Source organism: Citrobacter sp. Cb023, assembly GCF_030336805.1.
Classification (GTDB): domain Bacteria; phylum Pseudomonadota; class Gammaproteobacteria; order Enterobacterales; family Enterobacteriaceae; genus Citrobacter; species Citrobacter braakii.
Map to the genome: position 1 here is coordinate 190,403 of NZ_JAOWCV010000033.1, position 22,883 is coordinate 213,285.

General features: G+C 51.5%; 21 protein-coding genes and 2 pseudogenes. 7 read left to right on the forward strand and 16 right to left on the reverse strand.

Going from position 1 to position 22,883, the window contains the following annotated elements:
• Nucleotides 1-140: 140 nt before the first annotated feature.
• Together dapB and OGW44_RS09360 are read right to left on the reverse strand one after the other, a co-directional pair.
• A complete protein-coding gene (gene dapB, locus OGW44_RS09355; RefSeq protein WP_047358348.1) occupies nucleotides 141-962 on the reverse strand; it encodes a 4-hydroxy-tetrahydrodipicolinate reductase in 822 nt (273 codons plus the stop codon).
• A 133-nt stretch (nucleotides 963-1,095) separates the two neighbouring features.
• A complete protein-coding gene (locus tag OGW44_RS09360; protein WP_016151647.1) occupies nucleotides 1,096-2,103 on the reverse strand; it encodes a LacI family DNA-binding transcriptional regulator in 1,008 nt (335 codons plus the stop codon).
• Nucleotides 2,104-2,290: 187 nt separating this feature from the next.
• Between OGW44_RS09360 and OGW44_RS09365 the strand changes: the two genes are divergently transcribed.
• The 5 genes from OGW44_RS09365 to OGW44_RS09385 are packed head-to-tail and all read left to right on the forward strand — an operon-like array spanning nucleotide 2,291 to nucleotide 6,604.
• A complete protein-coding gene (locus OGW44_RS09365; protein ID WP_049042500.1) occupies nucleotides 2,291-4,036 on the forward strand; it encodes a class I mannose-6-phosphate isomerase in 1,746 nt (581 codons plus the stop codon).
• 4 nt (nucleotides 4,037-4,040) lie between these two features.
• Nucleotides 4,041-4,469, forward strand: coding sequence for a PTS sugar transporter subunit IIA (locus OGW44_RS09370; protein ID WP_016155663.1), 429 nt, complete (start codon nucleotides 4,041-4,043; stop codon nucleotides 4,467-4,469).
• Between the two features lie 11 nt (nucleotides 4,470-4,480).
• Nucleotides 4,481-4,975: a PTS sugar transporter subunit IIB gene (locus OGW44_RS09375; protein WP_003837349.1), complete on the forward strand. Its 495-nt coding sequence runs from the start codon at nucleotides 4,481-4,483 to the stop codon at nucleotides 4,973-4,975.
• 10 nt (nucleotides 4,976-4,985) lie between these two features.
• Nucleotides 4,986-5,786 (forward strand): PTS mannose/fructose/sorbose/N-acetylgalactosamine transporter subunit IIC, encoded by an 801-nt coding sequence (locus tag OGW44_RS09380; protein WP_016151644.1) that lies wholly within the window; start codon nucleotides 4,986-4,988, stop codon nucleotides 5,784-5,786.
• Entirely contained in the window at nucleotides 5,786-6,604 is an 819-nt protein-coding gene (locus OGW44_RS09385; protein WP_185654745.1) for a PTS system mannose/fructose/sorbose family transporter subunit IID, read from the forward strand. Before OGW44_RS09380 ends, OGW44_RS09385 begins: the two co-directional genes overlap by 1 nt.
• Nucleotides 6,605-6,645: 41 nt before the next feature.
• On the opposite strand, the gene OGW44_RS09390 is transcribed toward OGW44_RS09385, so the two are convergent.
• The 9 genes and pseudogenes from OGW44_RS09390 to OGW44_RS09430 form a co-directional block, all read right to left on the reverse strand.
• Nucleotides 6,646-7,428: a glucose-6-phosphate isomerase family protein gene (locus tag OGW44_RS09390; protein WP_047414458.1), complete on the reverse strand. Its 783-nt coding sequence runs from the start codon at nucleotides 7,426-7,428 to the stop codon at nucleotides 6,646-6,648.
• A complete protein-coding gene (locus OGW44_RS09395) occupies nucleotides 7,421-7,984 on the reverse strand; it encodes a glucose-6-phosphate isomerase family protein (RefSeq protein ID WP_047414460.1) in 564 nt (187 codons plus the stop codon). Before OGW44_RS09395 ends, OGW44_RS09390 begins: the two co-directional genes overlap by 8 nt.
• A gap of 97 nt (nucleotides 7,985-8,081) precedes the next feature.
• A complete protein-coding gene (gene rihC, locus OGW44_RS09400; protein ID WP_047358352.1) occupies nucleotides 8,082-8,996 on the reverse strand; it encodes a ribonucleoside hydrolase RihC in 915 nt (304 codons plus the stop codon).
• A gap of 66 nt (nucleotides 8,997-9,062) precedes the next feature.
• Nucleotides 9,063-10,013, reverse strand: a complete 951-nt coding sequence (gene ispH, locus OGW44_RS09405) for a 4-hydroxy-3-methylbut-2-enyl diphosphate reductase (RefSeq protein ID WP_016155658.1) — start codon at nucleotides 10,011-10,013, stop codon at nucleotides 9,063-9,065.
• 1 nt (nucleotide 10,014) lies between these two features.
• Nucleotides 10,015-10,464: an FKBP-type peptidyl-prolyl cis-trans isomerase gene (gene fkpB, locus OGW44_RS09410; protein ID WP_003018929.1), complete on the reverse strand. Its 450-nt coding sequence runs from the start codon at nucleotides 10,462-10,464 to the stop codon at nucleotides 10,015-10,017.
• 117 nt (nucleotides 10,465-10,581) lie between these two features.
• Nucleotides 10,582-11,079: a signal peptidase II gene (lspA, locus tag OGW44_RS09415; RefSeq protein WP_003018932.1), complete on the reverse strand. Its 498-nt coding sequence runs from the start codon at nucleotides 11,077-11,079 to the stop codon at nucleotides 10,582-10,584.
• Entirely contained in the window at nucleotides 11,079-13,895 is a 2,817-nt protein-coding gene (ileS, locus tag OGW44_RS09420; protein WP_185654746.1) for an isoleucine--tRNA ligase, read from the reverse strand. The genes lspA and ileS overlap by 1 nt, the downstream gene beginning before the upstream one ends.
• 37 nt (nucleotides 13,896-13,932) lie before the next feature.
• On the reverse strand, nucleotides 13,933-14,871 hold the full coding sequence (gene ribF, locus OGW44_RS09425) for a bifunctional riboflavin kinase/FAD synthetase (RefSeq protein ID WP_016155656.1): 939 nt from the start codon (nucleotides 14,869-14,871) through the stop codon (nucleotides 13,933-13,935).
• A 7-nt stretch (nucleotides 14,872-14,878) separates the two neighbouring features.
• Nucleotides 14,879-15,094: pseudogene (locus tag OGW44_RS09430) on the reverse strand (DUF2575 domain-containing protein).
• Between the two features lie 105 nt (nucleotides 15,095-15,199).
• On the opposite strand from OGW44_RS09430, the gene rpsT reads away from it, so the two are divergent.
• Together rpsT and OGW44_RS09440 are read left to right on the forward strand one after the other, a co-directional pair.
• The gene (gene rpsT, locus OGW44_RS09435) at nucleotides 15,200-15,463 is read left to right on the forward strand and encodes a 30S ribosomal protein S20 (protein WP_003018940.1); all 264 of its coding nucleotides are present in this window, start codon (nucleotides 15,200-15,202) and stop codon (nucleotides 15,461-15,463) included.
• Nucleotides 15,464-15,548: 85 nt separating this feature from the next.
• A pseudogene (locus OGW44_RS09440) lies at nucleotides 15,549-15,873 on the forward strand (transposase domain-containing protein); the annotation flags it as partial.
• A 110-nt stretch (nucleotides 15,874-15,983) separates the two neighbouring features.
• On the opposite strand, the gene OGW44_RS09445 reads toward OGW44_RS09440, so the two are convergent.
• The 5 genes from OGW44_RS09445 to OGW44_RS09465 all read right to left on the reverse strand — a co-directional run bounded on the left by OGW44_RS09445 (nucleotide 15,984) and on the right by OGW44_RS09465 (nucleotide 22,780).
• Complete coding sequence (locus OGW44_RS09445) at nucleotides 15,984-16,709, reverse strand: winged helix-turn-helix domain-containing protein (RefSeq protein WP_016155655.1); 726 nt, start codon at nucleotides 16,707-16,709, stop codon at nucleotides 15,984-15,986.
• Between the two features lie 258 nt (nucleotides 16,710-16,967).
• Nucleotides 16,968-18,449: a glycoside hydrolase family 18 protein gene (locus OGW44_RS09450; RefSeq protein WP_019078334.1), complete on the reverse strand. Its 1,482-nt coding sequence runs from the start codon at nucleotides 18,447-18,449 to the stop codon at nucleotides 16,968-16,970.
• Nucleotides 18,450-18,803: 354 nt separating this feature from the next.
• The gene (gene nhaR / locus OGW44_RS09455) at nucleotides 18,804-19,703 is read right to left on the reverse strand and encodes a transcriptional activator NhaR (RefSeq protein ID WP_016155652.1); all 900 of its coding nucleotides are present in this window, start codon (nucleotides 19,701-19,703) and stop codon (nucleotides 18,804-18,806) included.
• A 38-nt stretch (nucleotides 19,704-19,741) separates the two neighbouring features.
• Nucleotides 19,742-20,908: a Na+/H+ antiporter NhaA gene (nhaA, locus tag OGW44_RS09460; protein ID WP_049042495.1), complete on the reverse strand. Its 1,167-nt coding sequence runs from the start codon at nucleotides 20,906-20,908 to the stop codon at nucleotides 19,742-19,744.
• Between the two features lie 156 nt (nucleotides 20,909-21,064).
• A complete protein-coding gene (locus OGW44_RS09465; RefSeq protein ID WP_185654748.1) occupies nucleotides 21,065-22,780 on the reverse strand; it encodes an aryl-sulfate sulfotransferase in 1,716 nt (571 codons plus the stop codon).
• Nucleotides 22,781-22,883: the final 103 nt, after the last annotated feature.

Consider the following 22,883-nt stretch of genomic DNA (forward strand, 5'->3'; position numbering starts at 1 on the left):
TAACCCTGCAAAACATAAACAAATAGGTCATTAAATAAAAAATCAAATTAAAAAGCGAAAAATAAAAGGGCAATAAAATATTGCCCCATGTAATCAAATAGTTATGATTACAATAACCACATCACGAAGGGTAATAAAAGTTATAAATTGCGTAAATCAAGCACATCTTTCATATCAAAAAGACCGTTTGACTTTGATTTCAGCCAAATTGCCGATCGTACTGCGCCATTGGCAAAGGTCATGCGGCTGGAGGCTTTATGCGTGATCTCAATGCGCTCGCCAATATCGGCAAACATCGCGGTATGCTCACCAACGATATCTCCCGCCCGCACCGTGGCAAAACCGATCGTACCGGGTACGCGCTCACCGGTGTAACCTTCACGCGAATAGACGGCACACTCTTTTAAATCTTTATCCAGCGCCCCGGCAATCGCCTCCCCCATCGCCAGCGCAGTGCCTGACGGCGCATCCACTTTATGACGGTGATGGGCTTCAATAATCTCAATATCGGTGTAATCACCCATCACTTTCGCCGCCTTCTCCAGCAGCTTAAGCATGACGTTAACGCCAACGCTAAAGTTCGCGGCGAAAACGATAGCAATGTCCTGCGCAGCATCACGAATAGCCTGTTTGCCCGCGTCATCAAAGCCAGTGGTGCCAATCACCATCCCTTTACCGTGCTGGCGGCAAAACGCCAGATGCGCCAGCGTGCCTTCCGGGCGAGTAAAATCGATGAAAACATCAAAATCATCTTTCACCGCCTCAAGACTACTTTGCACGGTAACGCCCGTTTTACCGGCTCCCGCTAATTCTCCGGCATCGCTTCCCAGCAAAGAAGAACCTTCGCGCTCCAGCGCCGCGCCGAGCTGTACGCCATCCATGCCAAGAGTGGCCTGAATCAACTGACGCCCCATGCGCCCTCCGGCTCCCGCGATGGCAACGCGGATTTGTGCATCATGCATAGCTATTCTCTTTTGTTAATTTTACGTAAATCGTTTTCAGATTAACCAGCACATCGCTGCGCCGCCAGCCGAAAACGTCGATAATTAGAATTTAATGATAAACAGGGAGAGATATCAGTAAAAGGCATGACGATCAGCGAAAACCACATGATTCTCTGACCACCAGCGCAGGTGGCAGAATAATGCGTTTCGGAGGTTCGTCATTTCCCTGAATGCGACTATAAAGTAGCTCCCCAGCCTTGCGACCTATCTCTTTTGCGGCCACCGACACGGTGGTGAGCGCAGGTTGTACCAGCGCCGCTTCGGTGATGTCATCGAACCCCACCAGCGCAAAATCGCGCCCTGGTTCACGCCCCATTTTACGTAATGCCTGCATAACCCCAAGCGCCACAATATCCTGATAACAAACGGCGGCGGTAATTTCCGGGAACCGCATAAGAAGCGACTCTGCCACTTTTGCGCCGTCAATTTGGCTGGCCTGCGTCGCCACTATCCATTGCGGATTCGGCGATATTCCCTGCTCCAGCAACGTGCTGGTGAATCCACCGATACGCTGTGCCCGGCTCCCGGAACTTGGGCTACCACCGATAAACGCAATATTCTTATGCCCCATTTTGACTAAATGGGTGGTGGCCATTTGCGTACCGAGAAAGTTATCGGTTCCCACAAAATCAAAATCAGGATCGCTAAGAGGGCGAACCACCATGATGGCGGGAATATTGCGCCTTTTCAGCGCCTCGAAGAAGGAGGTCGGTGTTTCGCGCGCCGCGCAGAGCACCATGCCGCAGGCATTATTGCGCATCAACGAGTCGACAAATTTTTGCTGCCTTTCTCCTGACTCTTCACTGTTTGCCAGAAACAGAAGCAGGTCATGCCGCTCCATCTCATGGCTTAGCCCTGCAGTCATCTCACCGTAAAAAGGGTTAGTGATATCGTGTAACAACAATCCGACCTGATTACTGCTCCGGTTACGCAGGTTAGCGGCGGTTTGATTATAAACGTAGCCGGCATCATCCAGCGCTTTGAGCACCCTGTCACGTGTGGCCTGAGAAATGCGCCCCCGGTTACGCAACACCATTGAAACGGTTGCCGTGGAGACTCCCGCGCGTTCAGCAACCTGCGCCAGCGTGACTGTAGTCATGACCTCTCCTGTTTATTTCGAAGGTTAATCGAATAACCGAAATATTGCCTTTTTACGTGTGATTCACATCACGCTAACGTGCATTTCACCGCACTGGATTCTGATTATGGCGGGTTAATCGCGTTAACCACACTATGAAAATAAGGTTAATCGATTAATCTTAAATAAGCCAACACGGAGACAGAATATGCGTACAACCTATAATAAATTCCCTGAGGTTAACGTTCAGGGCTATGACAACCACGCCTGGCAGGGTTGGTCGTCAATTCATTCAGTGCTTAACACCAGGGTTTCTACCGCCGCCAAAACCGTATTGATCGTGGATTGCTATCCGGGCGTGCGGCTTGACGAGCTGGAGCAACAGCTTGTTACGACATTAGATACCGCACTGGTGCTAAATATTGAATCCGCCCGCCGCGATGAGCAGGCCCTGCATGATTTACTGGCGCGTAACCTTACCGACGATCGCGTATTCGGCGTTCTCTCCTGTCATCACCTGGATGAATTTTTTGATAGCGACAAACTCAGCCAACTCCGCCAACAGATTGATGCCGTTACCGCAGGGCTGGTTGTGGTGTACGGCTCGGGCGCTGCGCTGGCACACCCTGGTGACGTACTGGTTTATGCCGATCTTCCGCGCTGGGAAATTCAACAGCGTATGCGTCATAACGGGCTGGGTAACTGGGGTGCAGAAAACCAGGATGAAGATATTCTTCGTCGTTACAAACGTGCTTTTTTCATTGAATGGCGGGTATTCGACAAACACAAAACGCCGTTACTCAAACGCGCCGATTATTTGCTCGATACCACGGTAGAAAATAGTCCCGCGATGGTCAGCGGCGACGCGTTACGCGCCGGTCTGCAACAAACCACCGAACAACCGTTTCGCGTTGCCCCTTTCTTTGACCCAGGCGTCTGGGGCGGGCAATGGATGAAACAACGCTTCGATCTCGATCCCTCAGCCCCCAATTACGCGTGGTGTTTTGATTGCGTGCCCGAGGAAAACAGCCTGTTACTGCGTTTTGGCAACGTGCGGATCGAGATCCCCTCTCAGGATCTGGTGCTGACCTGTCCCCGCCCCCTGCTGGGTGAAAAAGTTCACGCGCGCTTTGGCGCGGAATTCCCGATCCGTTTTGACTTCCTCGACACTATTGGCGGCCAGAATTTGAGTTTTCAGGTTCATCCGCTCACTGAGTACATTCAACAGCAGTTTGGTATGCACTATACCCAGGATGAGAGTTATTACATTCTCGAAGCCGAGCCGGACGCCGTGGTGTATCTCGGGACCAAAACCGGGATCGCACCGCAGGATATGCTCGACGACCTCCGGGCCGCGGGTCGTGGCGAAAAAACCTTTGATGATGAACGATTCGTTAACCAGATCCCCGCACATAAACACGATCACTTCCTGATCCCCGCCGGAACCGTACACTGCTCGGGTGCAGGAACCATGGTGCTGGAGATCAGTGCAACGCCCTATATCTTCACCTTCAAGCTGTGGGATTGGGGCCGCTTAGGGTTAGACGGCTTACCGCGTCCGGTACATCTGGATCACGGTCAGCAGGTTATTGACTGGCAGCGCGACACGCAATGGGTGCACGACAACCTCGTCAACCGTATTGAACCCCTGGCTGAAGGAGAGGGTTGGCGGGAAGAAAGAACCGGAATGCACGAACGCGAATTTATCGAAACGCGTCGCCATTGGTTTACGGCACCGGTCACTCACCATACCCATGGCGGCGTCAACGTCCTGAACCTGGTCGAAGGTGCGCAGGCCGTTGTTGAAAGCCCGAGCGGCGCGTTTCCCCCGTTTGTCGTCAACTATGCAGAGACCTTTATCATCCCTGCCGCCGTCGGAGAATATCGTATTTCGCCGTTTGGCAAAGGCGTCGGTCAACAGCTCGCCACGATTAAAGCCTGGGTTAGAGGATAAGCGCATGATTAACGTAATTGTTGCCACCCATGGTCCCCTGGCGGACGCGCTTCTCGCCAGCGGTCGTATGGTTTATGGAGAATTACCGCATGTTTACCCCGTCACGCTGAGTGAACAGGCAGGTATCGAAGGGTTTAAAGCGACGTTCTCACAGGTTCTCACCAGTGCCGGAAAAGACGCTGACGGTGTACTGGTGCTGTGTGACATGCAAAGCGGTACGCCGTGGAATGTCGCCTGCCATCATGCTTTTTCTTCACAAACGGTTCCTCCCGTTGCCGTCGTAGCGGGGGTCAATTTCCCGATGCTGTTACAAAGCGAGGAGATTTGCCATTTAACGGATGTTCACGCCGCAGCCGTCGAGCTGTTGGCGCTGACGATACCCACGCTGATTAAAGCCGCCCCGGTTTTATCCGTTCAGTCCGACGATTTTTAAAGGAAAACACTATGAGTATTTCTTTTGTACGTATCGATGACCGCGTAATCCATGGGCAGCTCGTGACACGTTGGGCCAAAGAGCTGCCCTGTGATGGGATCGTCGCTATAGACGACGCCGTCGCGGCCGACCCTTTGCTCTCTTCGGTGATGAAAGGCGCCGTACAGGACACCAAAGTTTGGTTGTTTGATACGGCCACCGCGATTGAAAAATTGCCAAAAGTCATTGCCAGCGAGAAACGTTATTTCGTCATTGGCAAATCACCCGTCACGCTCAAACGCATTGAAGAAGCAGGTATCAGCCTGAAAAATGCCAACGGCAAGATTAATGTGGGTCCGATGAGCGCGCGTGCTGATACCACCACCATCGGCCCGAATCAGTCGGTCAACGGGGATGAAATTGCCGCCTTTGACTGGCTGACGCAACATGGGCACCTGGTTGAGTTTCGCCTGGTTCCTGATGCCAGTTGCTACAGCTGGCAGGACGCACGTCAGAAGCTGAAATAAGGAGCGCACGATGATTATCGAAGCTACGTTGATTGGCATACTTTGCTATCTCGGCGCCCTCAGCAGTCCCTGGCTTCTGGGGCTGACCGGCGGCTGGTATCTGATCACCCGCCCGCTGATTTCCGGAATGCTGGTCGGGATAATTCTCGGCGACATTAAAACCGGGATCATGATTGGCGTCGCGGTTCAGGCGGTGTATATCGCAATGGTAACGCCTGGCGGTTCGATGCCGGCCGATCTCAACTTTGTTGCTTACCCCGCAATCGCCTTAGGGATCCTTTCAGGAAAAGGCCCCGAGGTCGCGGTCGCGCTGGCGGCGACTATCGGTATCGCCGGAACCATTTTGTTTAACGCGATGATGGTACTGAACTCTTTCTGGAATCACCGGGCAGATGTGGCGCTGGAACGGGGTGACGAACGCGGTATTTACCTGAACAGCGCCATCTGGCCACAGGTGACAAACTTTGTCCTGCGTTTTGTGCCAACTTTTATTGCGGTTTACTTCGGCGCGCAATATATCAGCGGTTTTATGGACAGCTTGCCGAAAATAGTTCTGTCAACGATGAACGTACTGGGCGGCATTTTACCCGCCGTCGGGATCGCGATTTTGCTGAAGCAGATCATCAAAAACTACACCATGCTGATCTACTTCCTCGTCGGTTTTGTCTGCATCGTATTTTTAAAACTCAACATGGTCGCGCTGGTGATCGTCGGTTCGCTGTTGGCGTTGATCCATTACAACTACAAACCGGAACCGCCGCAGGCCGCGAATGCAAAGTCGGTAGCCGATGATGATGAGGATGAATTCTGATGGAAGAACGTACACTTACGCGTAAAGATCTTCGCCGCTGCTGGCGCGCATGGATGATGCACAACTTGTCATCGATGAGTTTTGAACGTCTGGAATCTTTTGGCTTTTGTCTGAGTATGCTTCCGGTGGCGAAAAAGCTCTATCCCGACGCAGCCCAACGTACTGAAATGCTGCGCCGTCATGCCTCATTCTATAATACGGAACCCCAGATAGGCGCGATCGTAAACGGCATGGTGCTGGGGCTGGAGGAGAAAAAAGCGAACGGTGAGCCGATCGATGGGGAGACAATCAATACCCTGAAGGTTGGCCTGATGGGCCCTATTGCCGGGATCGGCGATTCAATGATCCCTGGCATGCTGATCCCTATCCTGCTCAGCATCGGCATGGCCCTGGCGGCCGGCGGTAACATTCTGGGGCCGCTGTTTTATACCGTTGCCTGGCTGGCCATCATCATTCCCGGTTCGTGGTTCTTGTTCCTGAAAGGCTACAAAATGGGTTCTGGCTCGGTGGAAATGCTGGTGAGCAGCAAGTCTGCCCGTCTGCGTGAAGCGTTATCGCTGCTGGGTGTGTTTGTCATGGGGGGCGTGGCGGCCAGCTACGTTAAACTTGGCACCGGACTGGAGTTTATTACCAAAGATGGGGTGAATATCCATGTTCAACAGATGCTGGACGGTATCTTCCCGCAGTTACTGCCGCTGATTGTGGTGCTTGGTACCTGGTATCTGATGGCCAAGCGCGGTGTATCACCAGTGAAAGCGATGATTTTACTGTTGATACTGGCCGCCGTCGGCGTCGCCACGGGCCTGTTTGCGGGATAACACACAGAAAACGGTACAACCGGGGCTATGCCCCGGTTTTTTTATGGATGAAAGTTTTGCCATAGCTCGGGGTGCTTGTCCGGGCGTGAGATAAATTGGAAACGCGCCGGGTCCTCGATGAATTGTTGATAAACAGGTGCGGAGGTAATCGAGAATTCCGTATATTGTCTGGGCGTAACGGCCTGCAGTCGTCCAGGGATGTAACGCGGATTATGCTGCCAGATAACGTTGTTGCCCTGCAGCAGCGGATACCATGCCAGTCCTTTATGCGCACGCACGGCGTCGTACTCAAAACCATATTCACGATCGCACCACGCGCCAAAGGTTAACGGTACATCCGGGTCTGCGGATATAGTCGCATGCCCCCAACCGGGTGGTACCAACACTTTCTCACCGGGTCCGGCAATTACAGCAAAACAGCGGCCTGGGTCATCCTCAACATATTCCTGCATATAAATGATCGCTTTTCCCTGCCAGATTTCATAAAGCTCCGGCGGAGACCAGCCGCTGTGCTGACTAATACGATGAATATGTCCCTGACTACGCACCGGCTCTTCTCCCAGCCGTCCCGCCGCATAGGTCACCACGCCAAACAACAGCATCCGCTTCTTCAACTCTTCGCGATCCTGCATTCGCGCCACATCCATCGCTATGGCATACACCTCTTGCGGCCCTTCACAGTGCGGATCGCGTAGCGAGGCGCGAATCTGGTCGAGTTGACGAATCTCCGGCATCGGCCCGGTAACCTCATCCCCATAGCTAAAACCAAGCGGGTGATGATGGACCGTCATATCCAGGCCGTAAGAATGCGCTAAGTCACCCATTCTGTACCTCCTTCGCCTGAACCGTCTTATTTTCCTCAAAGACCCTTATTCTGAAGCCGCTGGCGAGCGCTGCATAATCATGACCCGCAATCCCTGGCCATACGGCGAGCGCCGACAGAACCTCTTCCCCGGTGTTGATTAACCGATGCGCGGTAAAGCCGGGGATAATGTGGACAGATCCCGCGAATACTTTTTCCAGCCTCGCGTCGCCCTGCTCAGTTTGCAACAGCAGCAAACCGGTGCCACGCAGACCAAAATAGACTTCCCCCTGTTCGCGGCGCGCATGGAAATGCCCGCGGGTCATAAAATACTCACAGCCGACCCGGCCAGGGTAAAGATGGGTAACGCCGGTGTAGAGTTCACCTTCAGCGGGAGAGGTATCCAGCATCTCGACGTCATACACGACCTGCTCGCCAACCAGCTGTTGACGGGCGTGTTCATCGGCAAAAACGTCTGGAAGATCCTCAATACGGGTGGATTTACGCAATAACAGGCCATCAGCTAAAGCGCCGCTTGCCCACGCCACCTGCGGTGGCTGGATAAAAGAAAGGTTCATATGTGTCTCCGGCCCGAGGAGAACAACAGGATCAGATTAGCAGATTAATCGATTAACCTGCTATCGCTATCTGCATATTGCGGGCCGGATCACAGCCTCAAGGTGCCAGCGTCAGTACCTCTGCCACCCACTGCTGGAACCCCTCAACGTCCAGCCCCAGCGCGACCAGGGCATTTGCCGGATGCCCTAAACGCCCTTCAATGTCCACCACCGTCGTACCCGAGGTATATTCACCCTGGGTTTCAACCGCCACGAAGCACGGCTGCAGGGTAAACAGTTCCGGGCGCACCAGCCAGGCAATAGCGCACAGGTCGTGCATTCGTAGCCCCGTATTCATACTGCCGCTACGGTAATGGCTAAACAGCGCGTGCAGCATTTTTCCCGTCTGGTTAAGCTGCGGCAACGTCGCCAGATAGTCAGGGGTGAGCATGGCCTGATTAGTGACATCCAGCCCACACATCACAATCTCCAGCCCGCTCTGGAAGACTTTTGCGGCGGCCTCGGGATCAATAGCAATATTAAACTCCGCGTTTGGCGTGAAGTTCCCGCGCCCGGCAGAACCGCCCATAATCACCAGACGGTGAATGTTGAATATGCATTCAGGATAATGAGTCAGCAGCAGCGCAATGTTGGTCAGGGGGCCAATTGCCACCAGCGTCACAGGCTGCGGGGCATGCATCAACGCATCGCGAATGGCCTGGAAGGCAGGTTTTGCCATCACCTGGCGGTCATGTTCGACAAATTCATACCCTTCCATACCTGATTCACCGTGTACGGAAGCGGCATCTCGTAGCGGTCTCACCAGCGGCATCGATGCCCCCTGCGCCAGTGGAATATCCGCATTCCAGAAGTGCAGCAGTTGCAATGCATTACGGGTGGTTTTTTCCACCGACACATTACCTGCTACCGTGGTCATCAGTTGCAGATCCAGCTCAGGGGCAAACAGCGCGGCGGCAATAGCGGCAGCATCATCAATGCCGGGATCGGTATCAAGAATGATCGGTAAGCGCATGGTTTCTCCATAAAAAAATGCCAGACGTTAAGTCTGGCATCTTCTCATAATCGTAACCGGAAAGACTTACTCTACTTCACGAACATCCACACGCAGCTCTTTCGGTACTTCGAAAACGATGTTTTCTTCACGCCCTGCCAGCGGAATAGCTTCCCCACCGCCAAGCTCCTGCAGGCGAGCAATCACGTTTTGCACCAGGATATCAGGCGCCGAGGCACCGGCCGTCACGCCCACGCACCTGGCTTCTTTCACCCACGCTTCCTGGATATCGGTCGCATCGTCAATCAGATACGCCGCTTTCCCCATTCGTTGGGCCAGTTCAGCCAGACGGTTGGAGTTAGAAGAGTTTTTCGAGCCGACCACCAGCACAACATCCGCTTGCTCTGCCAGCGCACGGACCGCTTCCTGACGGTTGGTCGTGGCATAACAGATATCGTCTTTGCGCGGCCCGACAATTTTCGGGAAACGGCTTCGCAGCGCGTCAATAACGTCAGAGGTGTCATCAACGGAGAGAGTAGTCTGCGTCATGAAGGACAATTTGCCTTCATTTTTTACATTCAGTTTCAGCACATCTTCAGGTGATTCAACCAGATACATTCCCCCCTGCGGGTTACTGTACTGGCCCATCGTGCCTTCAACTTCCGGATGCCCGGCGTGACCAATTAAAATTGACTCTTCACCGCGACGGCTGGCGCGGGCAACTTCCATATGCACTTTCGTTACCAGCGGGCAGGTCGCATCAAAAACCGTGAGGTCGCGGCCTTTGGCTTCGTTACGCACCGCCTGAGACACGCCATGAGCGGAGAAAATCAGGATCGCGCCATCCGGTACTTCGCTGATTTGCTCAATAAAAATAGCGCCGCGCTCGCGCAGGCTATCCACCACATAGCGGTTATGCACCACTTCATGACGGACATAAATCGGTGCGCCGTAAATAGCCAGCGCGTTTTCCACAATGCTGATAGCGCGGTCTACGCCAGCGCAAAAACCGCGCGGGTTGGCCAACAGGATCTGCATTTTACGCCTCCAGTGCCGGTTCGACTTCCAGCACTTCAATATCAAAATGAACGGTATGCCCGGCCAGCGGATGGTTGAAATCAACCGTGATCGAGTCACCATTGATTTCGCGGATCACACCAGGCATCTCACTGCCGTCCATTGCGGTAAAGAGCATAATAGCGCCAATTTCTGGCTCGCCCGCGTCCATAAATTCCCGACGCGAGAAATACTGAATCAAGTCCGGGCTTGACACGCCGAAGGCGGCATCCGGCTCCAGAGCAAAAGTGGTTTTATCACCTTCTTTTAACCCCAGCAGGTGTTGTTCCAGTCCTTCAGACAGAGAACCGTCGCCCAGGCGAAACAGCGCAGGCTTGCCGTTATTGCGGGTTGACTCTGCGGTGGAGCCATCGTCGAGCTTAAGGGTGAAGTGCACCAGCACCGCACTGTTACTCTGTACTGATTTAGACATGCAGGTTGCTCTTTAAAATTGCTGCCGCCTGTTTGCCCGATAGCGCTACGCTTACCGGGCCCACAAGAATCGCAGTATATTGTAGGCCGGATTAGCATAGCGCCATCCGGCATTTTTTTATGCGGCTTTTTTCTCTTTCGACGGTAAGAAGCCTTCGAGGACAATCAATGCCGCACCGATACAGATCGCCGTATCAGCAAGGTTGAATGTCGCGAAATGCCAGTCACCGACGTAAAAGTCAATCATATCAACCACGAAGCCGTGCCACAGGCGGTCGAACAGGTTGCCCAGCGCACCGCCAATGATTAACGCATACGCGATGTTGTTTAGCTTCTGCGTCGCCTTCGAGCGATACATCATCACCATCAGGATAACGCAGATACCAATGGCGATACCGGCAAAGAACCAACGTTGCCAGCCACCGCTGTCGGCTAAGAAGCTAAACGCCGCACCATAGTTACGCGCGTAGTGCAGATTAAGCGACGGGAACAGCGACACCGTATCCCCCAGAGCAAAGTTCTGGAGGATCAGGTATTTGCTGCCTAAATCGATAATCAGCACGACTACCACCAGCCACAGCCAGCGTAGTCCTGTTGAACAAAGAGGCTTACTCATCAGGCAAACTTACGTTGTTCGCCATCACCGGCGATGTTGCTGACACAGCGTCCGCAGATATCTGCATGTTCCGCCACCTGGCCGACATCGGTAGTGTAATGCCAGCAACGCGGACATTTCTCACCTTCGGCTTTGCTTAGTACGATTTTCAGACCTTTAAGCAGTTCGCTCTGCTGAGCGTCAGCAGGAGCCGCTGCATAATCCGCAACCGTCGCACCGGAGGTCAGCAGAACAAAGCGCAACTCTTCGCCCAGCGCGGTCAGTTTCGCCGCCAGTTCTGGTTCAGCGTACAGAGTAACCGCCGCTTCCAGCGAACCACCGACTTTCTTATCCGCACGCGCCTGCTCGATGACCTTGTTCACTTCGCCGCGCACTTTCAGCAACTCGTCCCAGTAGGCGTCATTCATCGCTTCGGTTTCGCCTAAGCCAAACAGACCTTCGTACCATTCACCGGTAAAGACGTACTTCTCACGATCGCCCGGCAGGTAACCCCAGATTTCATCAGCGGTGAAGGACATGATCGGCGCCATCCAGCGTACCAGTGCTTCTGCAATATGGAACAGCGCAGTCTGGCAACTACGACGCGCCACGCTGTCCGCTTTCGCGGTGTACTGACGGTCTTTGATGATGTCGAGGTAGAACGAACCCATTTCTACGGAGCAGAAGCGCATCAGGCGCTGTACTACTTCGTGGAAGTCATAGGCTTCATAAGCTTTCAGGATCTCTTCCTGCGCAGCTTGCGCACAACCTACCGCCCAGCGATCCAGCACCACCATCTCTTCCGGTTTCACCATATCTTTTACCGGATCGAACCCGTTCAGGTTCGCCAGCAGGAAGCGCGCGGTGTTACGGATACGACGATAGCTGTCGGCAGCACGTTTCAGGATTTCGTCAGAAACGGCCATTTCGCCGGTATAGTCGGTAGAAGCGACCCACAGACGCAGAATATCCGCGCCCAGTTTGTTCATTACGTCCTGCGGGCTTACGGTGTTACCGATAGACTTGGACATTTTACGACCCTGACCATCAACGGTGAAACCGTGGGTCAGTACCTGACGGTATGGCGCTTTGCCCTTCATTGCAGTGGAGATCATCAGAGAAGACATGAACCAGCCGCGGTGCTGGTCAGAACCTTCCAGATACATATCTGCCGCATGGCCTGCAAACTCAGGACGCACATCCACAACGGATGAGTGGGTTGAACCGGAGTCGAACCACACGTCCAGCGTATCCGGGACTTTGACATACTGGTCAGCTTCATCGCCGAGGATATCTTTCAGGTCGAGATCCCACCACGCCTGGATGCCGTCAACTTCAACGCGTTTGGCCACTTCTTCCATCAGTTCGATAGCACGCGGATGCAGCTCTTCGGTGTCTTTGTGAACAAACAGAGACATCGGCACCCCCCACGTACGCTGACGGGAGATACACCAGTCAGGACGGTTGGCAACCATCGATTCAATACGTGCCTGGCCCCAATCCGGGATCCATTGCACGCCTTTGATCTCTTTTAGCGACTGCGCGCGCAGACCTTTCTGATCCATGCTGACGAACCACTGCGGAGTCGCACGGAAGATGATCGGCGATTTGTGGCGCCAGCAGCACGGGTAGCTGTGCTGCATCTTCTCAACGTGCAGCAGAGCGCCTTTATCGCTCAGCAGCGCAACGATTTTGTCGTTGGCTTTAAAGACGTTCACACCGTCCAGATCCGGATAGGTACCCGCCAGATATGCGCCGTCCGGGCCAACCGGGTTAGCGATTTCCAGACCGTATTTCTGGCTAATGACGTAGTCATCCGGACCGTGGCCGCCGGCGGTATGGACCGCACCAGTACCCGCATCCAGCGTAACGTGATCGCCAAGAATAGCCGGCACGTCAAAGCCCATAAACGGATGGGTAAAGCGCAGCAGTTCCAGCTCGGCGCCTTTTACGGTGCCCAGAATAGTGTATTCAGCCGCACCAATACGCTGCATGACGCTTTCAACCAGATCCTTCGCCAGAATCACAGCCTGCCCGTCAATCTGCACCAGCGCATAGTCAAAATCAGGCGCCAGAGAGATTGCGCGGTTCGCCGGTAACGTCCACGGGGTGGTAGTCCAGATAACCAGTGAGATCGGGCCATTGACGTCAGAAACGCCAAATTTCGCTTTTACCGCGTCCTGATCGGCGGCGTGGAACGCAACGTCGATGGACGGGGAGGTTTTGTCATAATACTCAACTTCCGCTTCCGCCAGCGCGGAACGGCAATCAACGCACCAGTGCACCGGCTTCGCACCTTTGTGCAGGTGACCGTTACCGATGATTTTACCCAGCGCACGAATGATGTTGGCTTCAGTTTTGAAGTCCATGGTCAGGTACGGATGCGACCAGTCGCCCAGCACGCCAAGACGGATAAAGTCTTTACGCTGACCGTCAACCTGCGTCGCTGCGTATTCACGGCATTTGGCGCGGAACTCAGCGGCGGTGAACTTCTCGCCCGGCTTGCCGTATTCCTGCTCTACTTTCAGCTCGATAGGCAGGCCGTGGCAGTCCCAGCCCGGAACGTAAGGCGAGTCGAATCCCGTGAGTCCTTTGGACTTCACGATAATGTCTTTCAGAATCTTGTTAACCGAGTGACCAATATGAATGCTGCCATTCGCATAAGGAGGGCCATCATGCAGAATGAAGGTTTTTTTGCCTTTTTTGGCCGCACGAATGATGCCGTACAGGTCATCATCAGTCCAACGCGCCAGCATTCCCGGTTCACGCTTGGCGAGATCGCCGCGCATCGGGAACCCTGTTTCCGGCAAATTCAGGGTTGATTTATAGTCACTCATCAGATTCTCGGTTCCGTATTTAAAACTCGTATAGGCATTAAGCCGGTTTTGTTAGCCCAAAAAATTCACGGGCAGTCAACTCATCACGCGCAATCTGCGCTTTTAGTTCATCCAGCGAGGCAAATCGCTGTTCGCTGCGTATTTTTTTACGCAGTACTACATCTATATGGCGACCATACAGGTCCATTACAACGTCCAATAGATGCACTTCCAACTGTTGGCGTACGCCTGCTACCGTCGGGCGTGTGCCGATGTTGGCGACGCCGGGGAAAGGTTTGTCACCCAGCCCCATTACTTCAACCGCATAAACCCCTTTCACCGGAGAAACCTGGCGACGAAGCGGTAAGTTTGCCGTCGGAAAACCGATAGTGCGCCCTAACTCGTCACCGTGAACTACGCGTCCTGAGATAGTAAAAGGATGCCCAAGCAGGCTTTCAGCCAGTTGCAGGTTATCTTCCGCCAGCGCCTGACGTACCGCGGTGCTGCTGATGCGCACACCGCCTTCACAGAAGGTTTGGGTGCTGGTGATATCAAAACCATACTCAGCGCCCGCTTCCTGTAATAACAAGAAATCGCCCGCACGGCTAGCGCCAAAGCGGAAATCATCACCAACGGCAAGAAATTGTACACCAAGGCGCTTCACCAGCAGATCGCTGATAAAGGTCTGCGCCGTTAATGCCGCGAAGCGCCTGTCAAAACGCACGCACAGCACGTAATCAACGCCGCACTCCGCCAGATAACGCAGTTTTTCCCGCAGGCGGGTGAGGCGCGCAGGTGACTTGTCCGTCGCAAACAGCTCCAACGGCTGCGGCTCGAAAATCATCACCATCACCGGTAAATTGCGTTTGCGCCCTTCTTCCCGTAAGCCCTGCAGCAACGCACGATGGCCACGGTGCACGCCGTCGAAATTACCAATAGTCAGCACACACCCATGCGGGGCCTGACTGAGATTATGTATGCCTCGTATCAGCTTCATGTCTGGCTCAAAACAGTGAAAATCGTGAAAGTATACCCTGTACCGCGTTCAACGTTAACCGGCGATTGTTTCTACGAAACAGAAAGAGGATGGTTTTCATCGTTATGAAACAAATTGACGCCCTTCACGGGCACACCAATGCAATTTTTCTCGTGGAAAGGCTGTATTCACGCCCCGCAAGCTGGTAGAATCCTGCGCCATCACTACGCAACGAGTGCTGCAATTTAAACGGCGCTTATTTGCACAAATCCATTGACAAAAGAAGGCTAAAAGGGCATATTCCTCGGCCTTTGAATTGTCCATATAGAACACATTTGGGAGTTGGACCTTGGCTAATATCAAATCAGCTAAGAAGCGCGCCGTTCAGTCTGAAAAGGCCCGCAAGCACAACGCTAGCCGTCGCTCTATGATGCGTACTTTCATCAAGAAAGTATACGCAGCTATCGAAGCTGGCGACAAAGCTACTGCACTGAAAGCATTTAACGAAATGCAACCGATCGTGGACCGTCAGGCTGCTAAAGGTCTGATCCACAAAAACAAAGCTGCACGTCATAAAGCAAACCTGACTGCACAGATCAACAAACTGGCTTAATCGCCTGCTTGTTGTTGCTTTGTGAAAAAACCCGCGTAAGCGTAGCATAATAAGCCCCATCATTTTTGATGGGGCTTTTTCATACATCAACCTGTCGCTATGCGATACAACCTGGGCTGAACCCGAATCTCTTTCCTCTTTTCGGCACTCAATACCTCCTGAATGTCTCTCAGGTCCTTCGCTCCACAGATAAAGCCAGTATCAGAAAGCATAAACTCTCCGCGGAACTCGTTATCTGGTTAATTATCGGAATGGGCTTCATTATGATCTCTACATCACCGATGCGGTGACAAAACTCGAGCTTGTTCTGGATGGCTCTCTGGCTGCCAGCTCTATTAATCAGACCTGCTGGAAATTCCGTGATGAACCACCTGAGGCATTATTTCATCTAACCGGCTCATCACTGGACGCATCATCTTGCCGAACGACGGTTAACCGAGCTTTTCGGTGGCAAGATGACGCTCTCGCCTTATCCACCAAACGCATAATAAACTTAAGTTGCATTACGTAACGAAAAATATCATGAAGTCACTTTTTTACATATATATTCATGATTTTTGCAATTTTCGCTTGTATCGTACTTATTGCACTGGCACAGGATAAATCCTTTTTGTCCATGACTATCTTTTCCCGTTTCAGGATTTAAATACAGGTTTTTTCCGCCATTATGAAGACGTAACTCTTCCCTGTAGAAAAACACTGTCAGGAGTACTAATACTGTAGTCAATACAAATGTCAGGAACGCTAAAATAACCCTCGCCTTATGCAGGGAGAGATTAACGGCAACGTCTGTTTTTTTGCCTTCGGTTTTTTTCTGAATTTCATAATGGGCACTGAGAATATCAGTGTCAGAAGGACAGGAAAATACCTCAGTGGCAGCAGGTTCATTTTTTTCAGCGCCTAATTCAGCAACCGGTGTAACGCTATAGGCCGGATTGATCTGGTAGCCCAGTCGGGGATGGGTAACGATTAAATCCGTCATCTCTATATCCCGCAAATCCCGCCGCAAGGCATAAATCGTCTGCAATAACGTACTATCGCTGGCGAATAAACCAAATTGTCCCCATACCTCATCGCAAATTTGCTTTTTTGTCGTTATATCTTGTTGGGTATGTGAGATGAGACACTTCAAACAGCGACCTTTCACGCCGGATAAATGAATACTTTCCCCATCCTTAAGATGATGAAGAACCATTTCACTTGTATCAAACAATAAATCATTTCCAATCATGAATGATGTAACCATTTGAAAATCCATTAACTATTGAGATGCGTTATTTTAGTACCAAAAATAATCATCTAACTGAGAGAATTGTCAAACCTGATGTAAAAAACCATAAAAAAATCTAAAAATAAGAAGGCAATGTCATAAAATGTAATATAAATTTACTTATTCAATCCAAAATAATAATTCACCTGATACACAATATTTATTTACTTATCTATGTTTTTTACACGATTGAGACAGCCGAAAATGTCCCCCTTTACAGGGGGACATGAGCGCTTACTTCGTAATACCTTTAAAATAGAACGGTCTCATATCAACAGTTTGCCGCGTCATTTCGCAGCCCAGCCCTTCGCGAGCCGCATTCACCAGCGGACCGCGATCCAAATCCGCCGTCCAGGTAAACAGGCCACCCAGGCCGCGGGATTTTACGTACTCGGCTTTGGCCTTCACGGTGCGCGGGGTATCCAGCGACATAAAGACTTTAGACTGTGGGTTATACAGGAAATCCGCATCCGCCACTTCATCGGTGTAAACAATAAAATTATTGCGACCGGTCTGGTTTTCCAGATCAAGATAATTTGCGATATGGTCGTACCATTCCGTTGAGCCGGATTCAAATGTTCCGACCGTCGTGCCGTATCCTGGCGTGTAAGTTCCTTTCAGCGGAGATACGCTCTGGATCGTCGCATCATGAGCATTACGGCTATAACCGGCATAACCGATAAAGACCTGTTTAAGCGGCACCCCAATCGACTCCAGATAATTAACGGCGGTCTCTACGCTCCAGTTATTCGCGCTGCCATTCGGGTAGAGATTGGTATGATGCGCCAGCTCGGTAGCCCACGGCGTACCAAAGAAGTCGTAGGTCATTAAATTAATGCCCCAGACCCCCGCATCAATGAGCGCTGGAATATTGGCTTTTTTCAGTTTCTCGATGTCACCAGCCGCGGCAACGCTAATTTTCACATCACTGCGATTGATTTTATTCAGCGCGGCTTTCACATCCTTAATCAAGGCAGCAAAATTTGGTGCGTCAGTATCATCGTAGGTATTACCGGTATTTCCCGGTGCCCCCGGATATTCCCAATCCAGATCGATTTCGCTAAACATCGGGAATCGGGTGAACAGATCGGTCAGGCCGTCGCAGAATAGCGCGCGTTTATGTGGATCTTTAGCCATAAAGTGGAACGCCTGGCTCATGGTCCAGCCGCCGATACTCATTGAAAGATGGAGATTCGGGTTCTTTTTCTGTACATCGCGTAACCCCCCCAGAACGCCCTGTGCATCGTACTGATGGAAAAGCGCCATGTAATCATTGCTTACCCAGCCCGCAAAGCCGCAGTTGCGATAGGAGGCAACATCTCCCCAAGCATCGACAAAAGTGGGTTGCCATTGCGTACGCTGGAAGTCGACTGCGGCATTGTTGATGGTCGTCGCTTTCTCGCCGGTATCGCCGACAATCCCGCAGAAACCCAGCGTAATTTTATCGTAAGCAAAGGGGTCTAATAACGCCAGGTCAACGCCGCGCCCACAGCTGGAAGGCGCGAAATCACCATCGAGACGGCCGTCATATTGCGACCAGTCAGTCCAGTAACCGGACACTTTAAACTCGTTGGGCTTGTACTCGTTATAGGCTACCTTCGCAACACGCGCCGATGTATAGCTAAACTCATTGGTTTCCGTGGCCGCCACAAATCCGTTCTGCTCGTACTCTTTTGTACTGAGCGAATCATTTTGTACCAGTTTGCTGTTAGTCATAATGCTTACCTCGTTAATGAGTCATAGAAGAAATAGTTTGTCCCATCCGTCCGGTGGGACACCTATGTAATGCTCCCATTATGCGAGGGGTGCTAATCACAAACGCTTTGAAACCATGAGATATCGATTTGATGAGATCTCATTTTCTGTATAAAACAGGTTATGAGATAGGGTAAGAAGCGAGCTGGAGGGGTCTCAGAAAATCTCTTTCTGTTTGATTTGCTACATCTTTTGCGTCGGTGCATCCACTTTGCTCAGCACTCACCAGTGACCCTGCCACAAGGTGGCAGGATGCAGTGTACCGACTGGCCGAGTAACCCCCCCACAATATGAAGTATGACGAGTGCGCCTTGATTATTTACCCGCAGAAATAAATAGTGCCGAGTAATCAGTATTGCAAATACGCTGCACCGCTGGATGCTGGATCATTCTTTCCGCAAATATGGCGTGATACTCCTCCATCACATTCTCTACGCGTCCAATTTCAACAATTGAATCATCGGCATAGAAATTGTGGGAATAAAGCGTAGGCGCAACAAAAATAGCGTTATGCGTTGCGCCAAACGCTTTCATCAGCGCGGCATCATCAAACTCGCCAAGGATTTCAACGTTCAGCCCTTGGGAGTTAATCCAGTTCAGCAGCTTACGCCCGAGCATCGAACGGCGCCCAGGGATCAGCAAGCGACGCTCTTCGAGGCAGGCCGGAAATGGTTTCTCAGGCAATGGCTGGGTGCACCAAAAGCTCACGCTGCATTCGCCAATCCGCACTGAGAACAACCCTTCCTGCTGCGTAGAATCGATCGGGCAGTCGGAGATAATCATATCCAGTTTATGCTGGCTGAGCTGATCCAGCAGCATCTCGTGCGTTGATTCAAAACAACGCAGATGGATTTGTTCATCTTCAACGACTGCAGCATTTAGCACGCTGCTAACCAGCTGTTTGGACAACGCATCCGCCACGCCGACATCGAACAGTAAATTCGACTCTTTGCGATAGTTCACGATATCCAGCATTTCCTGGCTTAACGTGAACATCTTATCCGCATAACGAAAAACCAATTCGCCTAATTCGCTGGGCTCCAGTCCACGCCCCTTCCGCTTGAACAACTTTCCCTGTAAGCGTTCCTCAAGCGCTTTAATCTGCCCGGTAATGGTCTGCGGTGTCAGATAAAGCGCCTCTGCTGCACCAACCACCGATCCTTCTTTATATACATGCCAAAAGTAGTACAGGTGGTTGTAGTTTATATGAGACATACACTCTCCCTGAAAATTGTCACGAAAGGGTTATCCCGTCAGGCTGCTGCGTTCAACCGGGTGCGTAACCAGCAGTAACCTATTACCGCCGACAGCAAAGAACCGATCAGGATCCCTAGTTTCGCCCAGTTAATCAGCTCAGGATCGACGGTCCCAAACGCCAGGCTGGCGATGAAAATCGACATCGTAAAGCCAATGCCGCACAGAATACCGACCGCCATAATTTGCTGGAAATTCGTTCCCTCCGGCAATTGCGCCATCCTGAAGCGTAACGCCAGCCAGCAAAAGAGGCTGATACCCAGTGGTTTCCCGATTAACAGGCCAGCAATGATCCCCAGCGGTAACACCGAAGTCAGTCCATCAATGGTGACGCCCTGCAGTGAGACGCCCGCGTTAGCGAAGGCAAACAACGGTAGGATCAGGTATGCCACCCACGGGTGCAGAACATGCTCCAGACGCTTCGCCGGCGAACGTCCGTGTTTTTCCTTCAACGGGATGAAGAAACCGACGATCACGCCCGCCAGAGTTGCATGCACGCCAGACTTCAGTACGGCCGTCCACAGCACTACGCCAACCAGAATATAAATACCGGTACGTCTTACACCGCACAGATTCAATGCTGCCAGGATAAGGATCGCGCACGCGGCAACGCCCAGCGACAGCAGCGAGAGATCGCTGGTGTAGAACAACGCGATGATCACAATAGCGCCGAGGTCATCGATTATCGCCAGCGCCATCAGGAAGATTTTCAACGCCAGTGGGACACGGCTGCCCAACAGCGCCAGCACGCCTAATGCAAAAGCGATATCCGTTGCCGCCGGGATCGCCCAACCCTCACGGGTGATAGGGTCAGCATAGTTGAATGCCAGATACAGCAGCGCCGGGACAATCATGCCCCCGATAGCGGCAATGATCGGAAACGCAGCCTGGCGCAGACTGGCCAGCGAACCTTGCATTAACTCACGCTTCACTTCCAAACCGATCAACAGGAAGAACACCGCCATCAACGCGTCATTGATCCACAGCAGCATATTTTTGTTGATCTCAAGCGCGCCAACCCGCAGTTGAACGGGCGTTTCCAGAAAGGCGTGGTACCATCCACTGGTAACCCCGATATTTGCCATCAGCATAGCAACCACGGCAGCGATGATCAGAATGATGCCCCCCGAGGCGTCACTACTAAAAAAACGATGCAGATGTTTCACTTTTATTCTCTCTATTGGGTGAATACTTCGTAAATACTATCTTACACCTTCAGAAAGCTCGTTAAAATTAGATTATTCATGATGAATAGATCGGTTTTTACGAACAAAAAAGCCCGAACAGATGTCGGGCATAGAGCGCAAAACACTGAGACCTAATCAGGCATACAGTCCCATTTTATAAACGCGGAAACTGGTGATGTCATAGCGATAGCCTACGCCATTCACTTCCTCGTTTTTATAGTAACCAGAGGTCATTGTCGCCTCAAAAAGCACCGACTTGGTTACCGGTTCAATTTCTTGCAGAAGCAAATTCCCCAATGCTTCATTTCCTTCCTGCGGATCAATAATGTCGCTATCCCCCGGCTGGCAAGAGATAGCTCGGCCATTTTCGTCAAATGTGCAATCGCCGAAATGCACAACGATGTTGCCATTCTGCAACACCTCTTTGGCGCTTACACAACTACTATAACCGCGAGCTCCCAACTCCTTACCGTATTCAAAAGGGCGCATTACCGTCATTGCGTTCAAATCAACGATAAAGTGTACAACCCGGCTGTAATTATCTGGTGGAAGCAGGCTTTTACTATCAACACGAGAGCGATAGTTACCATTGTCGAATACCATAAATTCGACCATTCCTGGTTCGTCATTAGCCACTTCAGTCACATTGTGTTGTCCCCACGACCAAAAATCACGGTTTGCCGCATCCACATCATCCTGATTGCTGAAGTCATAAAGAGGGACACCATCACTGTCGACCGGAGTCAGAAGGTAAGGCTTATACTCCTCGCTCCAATCTTCATGCGTGGACATAATAAACTGCAGCGATTCAGTCTCGAGGCTGATGCCAAAAACAGCGCTCTGATGACGCCCTGAAGCGATCAGCAAACTATTCGTTTCATTAACATAGCTTTGGTTGATATGCAGCCAGTCCTGAGCGGTCGGATCTTCACCAGGTGCCGTCCCCGTTGGTCTCGCTGTACGTGAGGTATCAAGAATAGCGGCCATGTCGTAATAGGCAATTTCCAGCCCGGTAGATAAATCCACAACTGAGACGCCATCTTCATTAGTCTTCAGTGAATCTGGTCTGCCCGAGGTATATTCGGAAGGCGCGACGATGGTATTACTGTCCCATTGCCAAATTGAGTGGTGGAATTGGTTATCCAGAATATAAAAAGTATACAGCCGTCCCATCATGTCGAACTCATACATCTCAAGGTAGGTGTTTTTAGCTTCTGATGTAGCCAAGAAATGACCGTTATCAATGCGCACCAAATTGAATGACGGGAAGTCCTGTGTCACGTACCAACGCACCACACCATCCTGATCCAGAGCATAGTTATAGCGGTCGAAATGCGTAATGAAATAGCAGCCCGGCGCAATCAGGTCGGCGTCAGTCACTGGTTGAGTCACATTGATAACAGGAAACCCTAACTGCACATCTGCAGAATCCGTTGCAGGTAAAGGTTGGGTTGCTATCGTATAAGTGGCGATAACGACTTCATCAACCAAAATAGCCAGTTGGTTATCGACATCTGCCACTAGGCCAAGTACAGGCAGCAGATTCGCCCCCACATTCAACGTAAAATCTTGCACGACTTGTATCGCGCTTTGCGCCAGATCCTGAATTTTCAGCGTTACAGTACATTCTTCAGCACTCCAAACACCGGCATATGCACTTAAAGGGGCTGTACCATAAGGGTTTAGAACAATGACCGCATTTTCCAACGTATTCTCATCAGTGATCCGAGCCAGACAATCTTGATAAACAGCTGTATGACTGAGAACCATCTCATTATTGCTGTCAATCTCCTGATTAACAGCGGGACGAGGTGTAGGCAACTTAATATCGGGGGAAATAATCTTTTTCATTATGCGTGTCCAATGTATTCATTTCATCGTTCCACAGCGGAACAACAAAATAAATACACTGGGGATATATCAATTAGGCAATCAAAAAACATCAATTAATATC

What these genes read in the sequence shown, in the direction of transcription:
- lspA (WP_003018932.1), bottom strand. Translation starts at nt 11,079, where the DNA reads ATGAGTAAGCCTCTTTGTTCAACAGGACTACGCTGGCTGTGGCTGGTG.
- OGW44_RS09445 (WP_016155655.1), bottom strand. Translation starts at nt 16,709, where the DNA reads ATGGTTACATCATTCATGATTGGAAATGATTTATTGTTTGATACAAGT.
- OGW44_RS09465 (WP_185654748.1), bottom strand. Translation starts at nt 22,780, where the DNA reads ATGAAAAAGATTATTTCCCCCGATATTAAGTTGCCTACACCTCGTCCC.
- fkpB (WP_003018929.1), bottom strand. Translation starts at nt 10,464, where the DNA reads ATGTCTAAATCAGTACAGAGTAACAGTGCGGTGCTGGTGCACTTCACC.
- rihC (WP_047358352.1), bottom strand. Translation starts at nt 8,996, where the DNA reads ATGCGCTTACCGATCATTCTTGATACCGATCCCGGCATTGATGATGCT.
- OGW44_RS09380 (WP_016151644.1), top strand. Translation starts at nt 4,986, where the DNA reads ATGATTATCGAAGCTACGTTGATTGGCATACTTTGCTATCTCGGCGCC.
- OGW44_RS09450 (WP_019078334.1), bottom strand. Translation starts at nt 18,449, where the DNA reads ATGACTAACAGCAAACTGGTACAAAATGATTCGCTCAGTACAAAAGAG.
- OGW44_RS09375 (WP_003837349.1), top strand. Translation starts at nt 4,481, where the DNA reads ATGAGTATTTCTTTTGTACGTATCGATGACCGCGTAATCCATGGGCAG.
- ispH (WP_016155658.1), bottom strand. Translation starts at nt 10,013, where the DNA reads ATGCAGATCCTGTTGGCCAACCCGCGCGGTTTTTGCGCTGGCGTAGAC.
- ileS (WP_185654746.1), bottom strand. Translation starts at nt 13,895, where the DNA reads ATGAGTGACTATAAATCAACCCTGAATTTGCCGGAAACAGGGTTCCCG.
- nhaR (WP_016155652.1), bottom strand. Translation starts at nt 19,703, where the DNA reads ATGTCTCATATAAACTACAACCACCTGTACTACTTTTGGCATGTATAT.
- OGW44_RS09385 (WP_185654745.1), top strand. Translation starts at nt 5,786, where the DNA reads ATGGAAGAACGTACACTTACGCGTAAAGATCTTCGCCGCTGCTGGCGC.
- ribF (WP_016155656.1), bottom strand. Translation starts at nt 14,871, where the DNA reads ATGAAGCTGATACGAGGCATACATAATCTCAGTCAGGCCCCGCATGGG.
- OGW44_RS09395 (WP_047414460.1), bottom strand. Translation starts at nt 7,984, where the DNA reads ATGAACCTTTCTTTTATCCAGCCACCGCAGGTGGCGTGGGCAAGCGGC.
- OGW44_RS09360 (WP_016151647.1), bottom strand. Translation starts at nt 2,103, where the DNA reads ATGACTACAGTCACGCTGGCGCAGGTTGCTGAACGCGCGGGAGTCTCC.
- OGW44_RS09370 (WP_016155663.1), top strand. Translation starts at nt 4,041, where the DNA reads ATGATTAACGTAATTGTTGCCACCCATGGTCCCCTGGCGGACGCGCTT.
- OGW44_RS09365 (WP_049042500.1), top strand. Translation starts at nt 2,291, where the DNA reads ATGCGTACAACCTATAATAAATTCCCTGAGGTTAACGTTCAGGGCTAT.
- OGW44_RS09390 (WP_047414458.1), bottom strand. Translation starts at nt 7,428, where the DNA reads ATGGGTGACTTAGCGCATTCTTACGGCCTGGATATGACGGTCCATCAT.
- dapB (WP_047358348.1), bottom strand. Translation starts at nt 962, where the DNA reads ATGCATGATGCACAAATCCGCGTTGCCATCGCGGGAGCCGGAGGGCGC.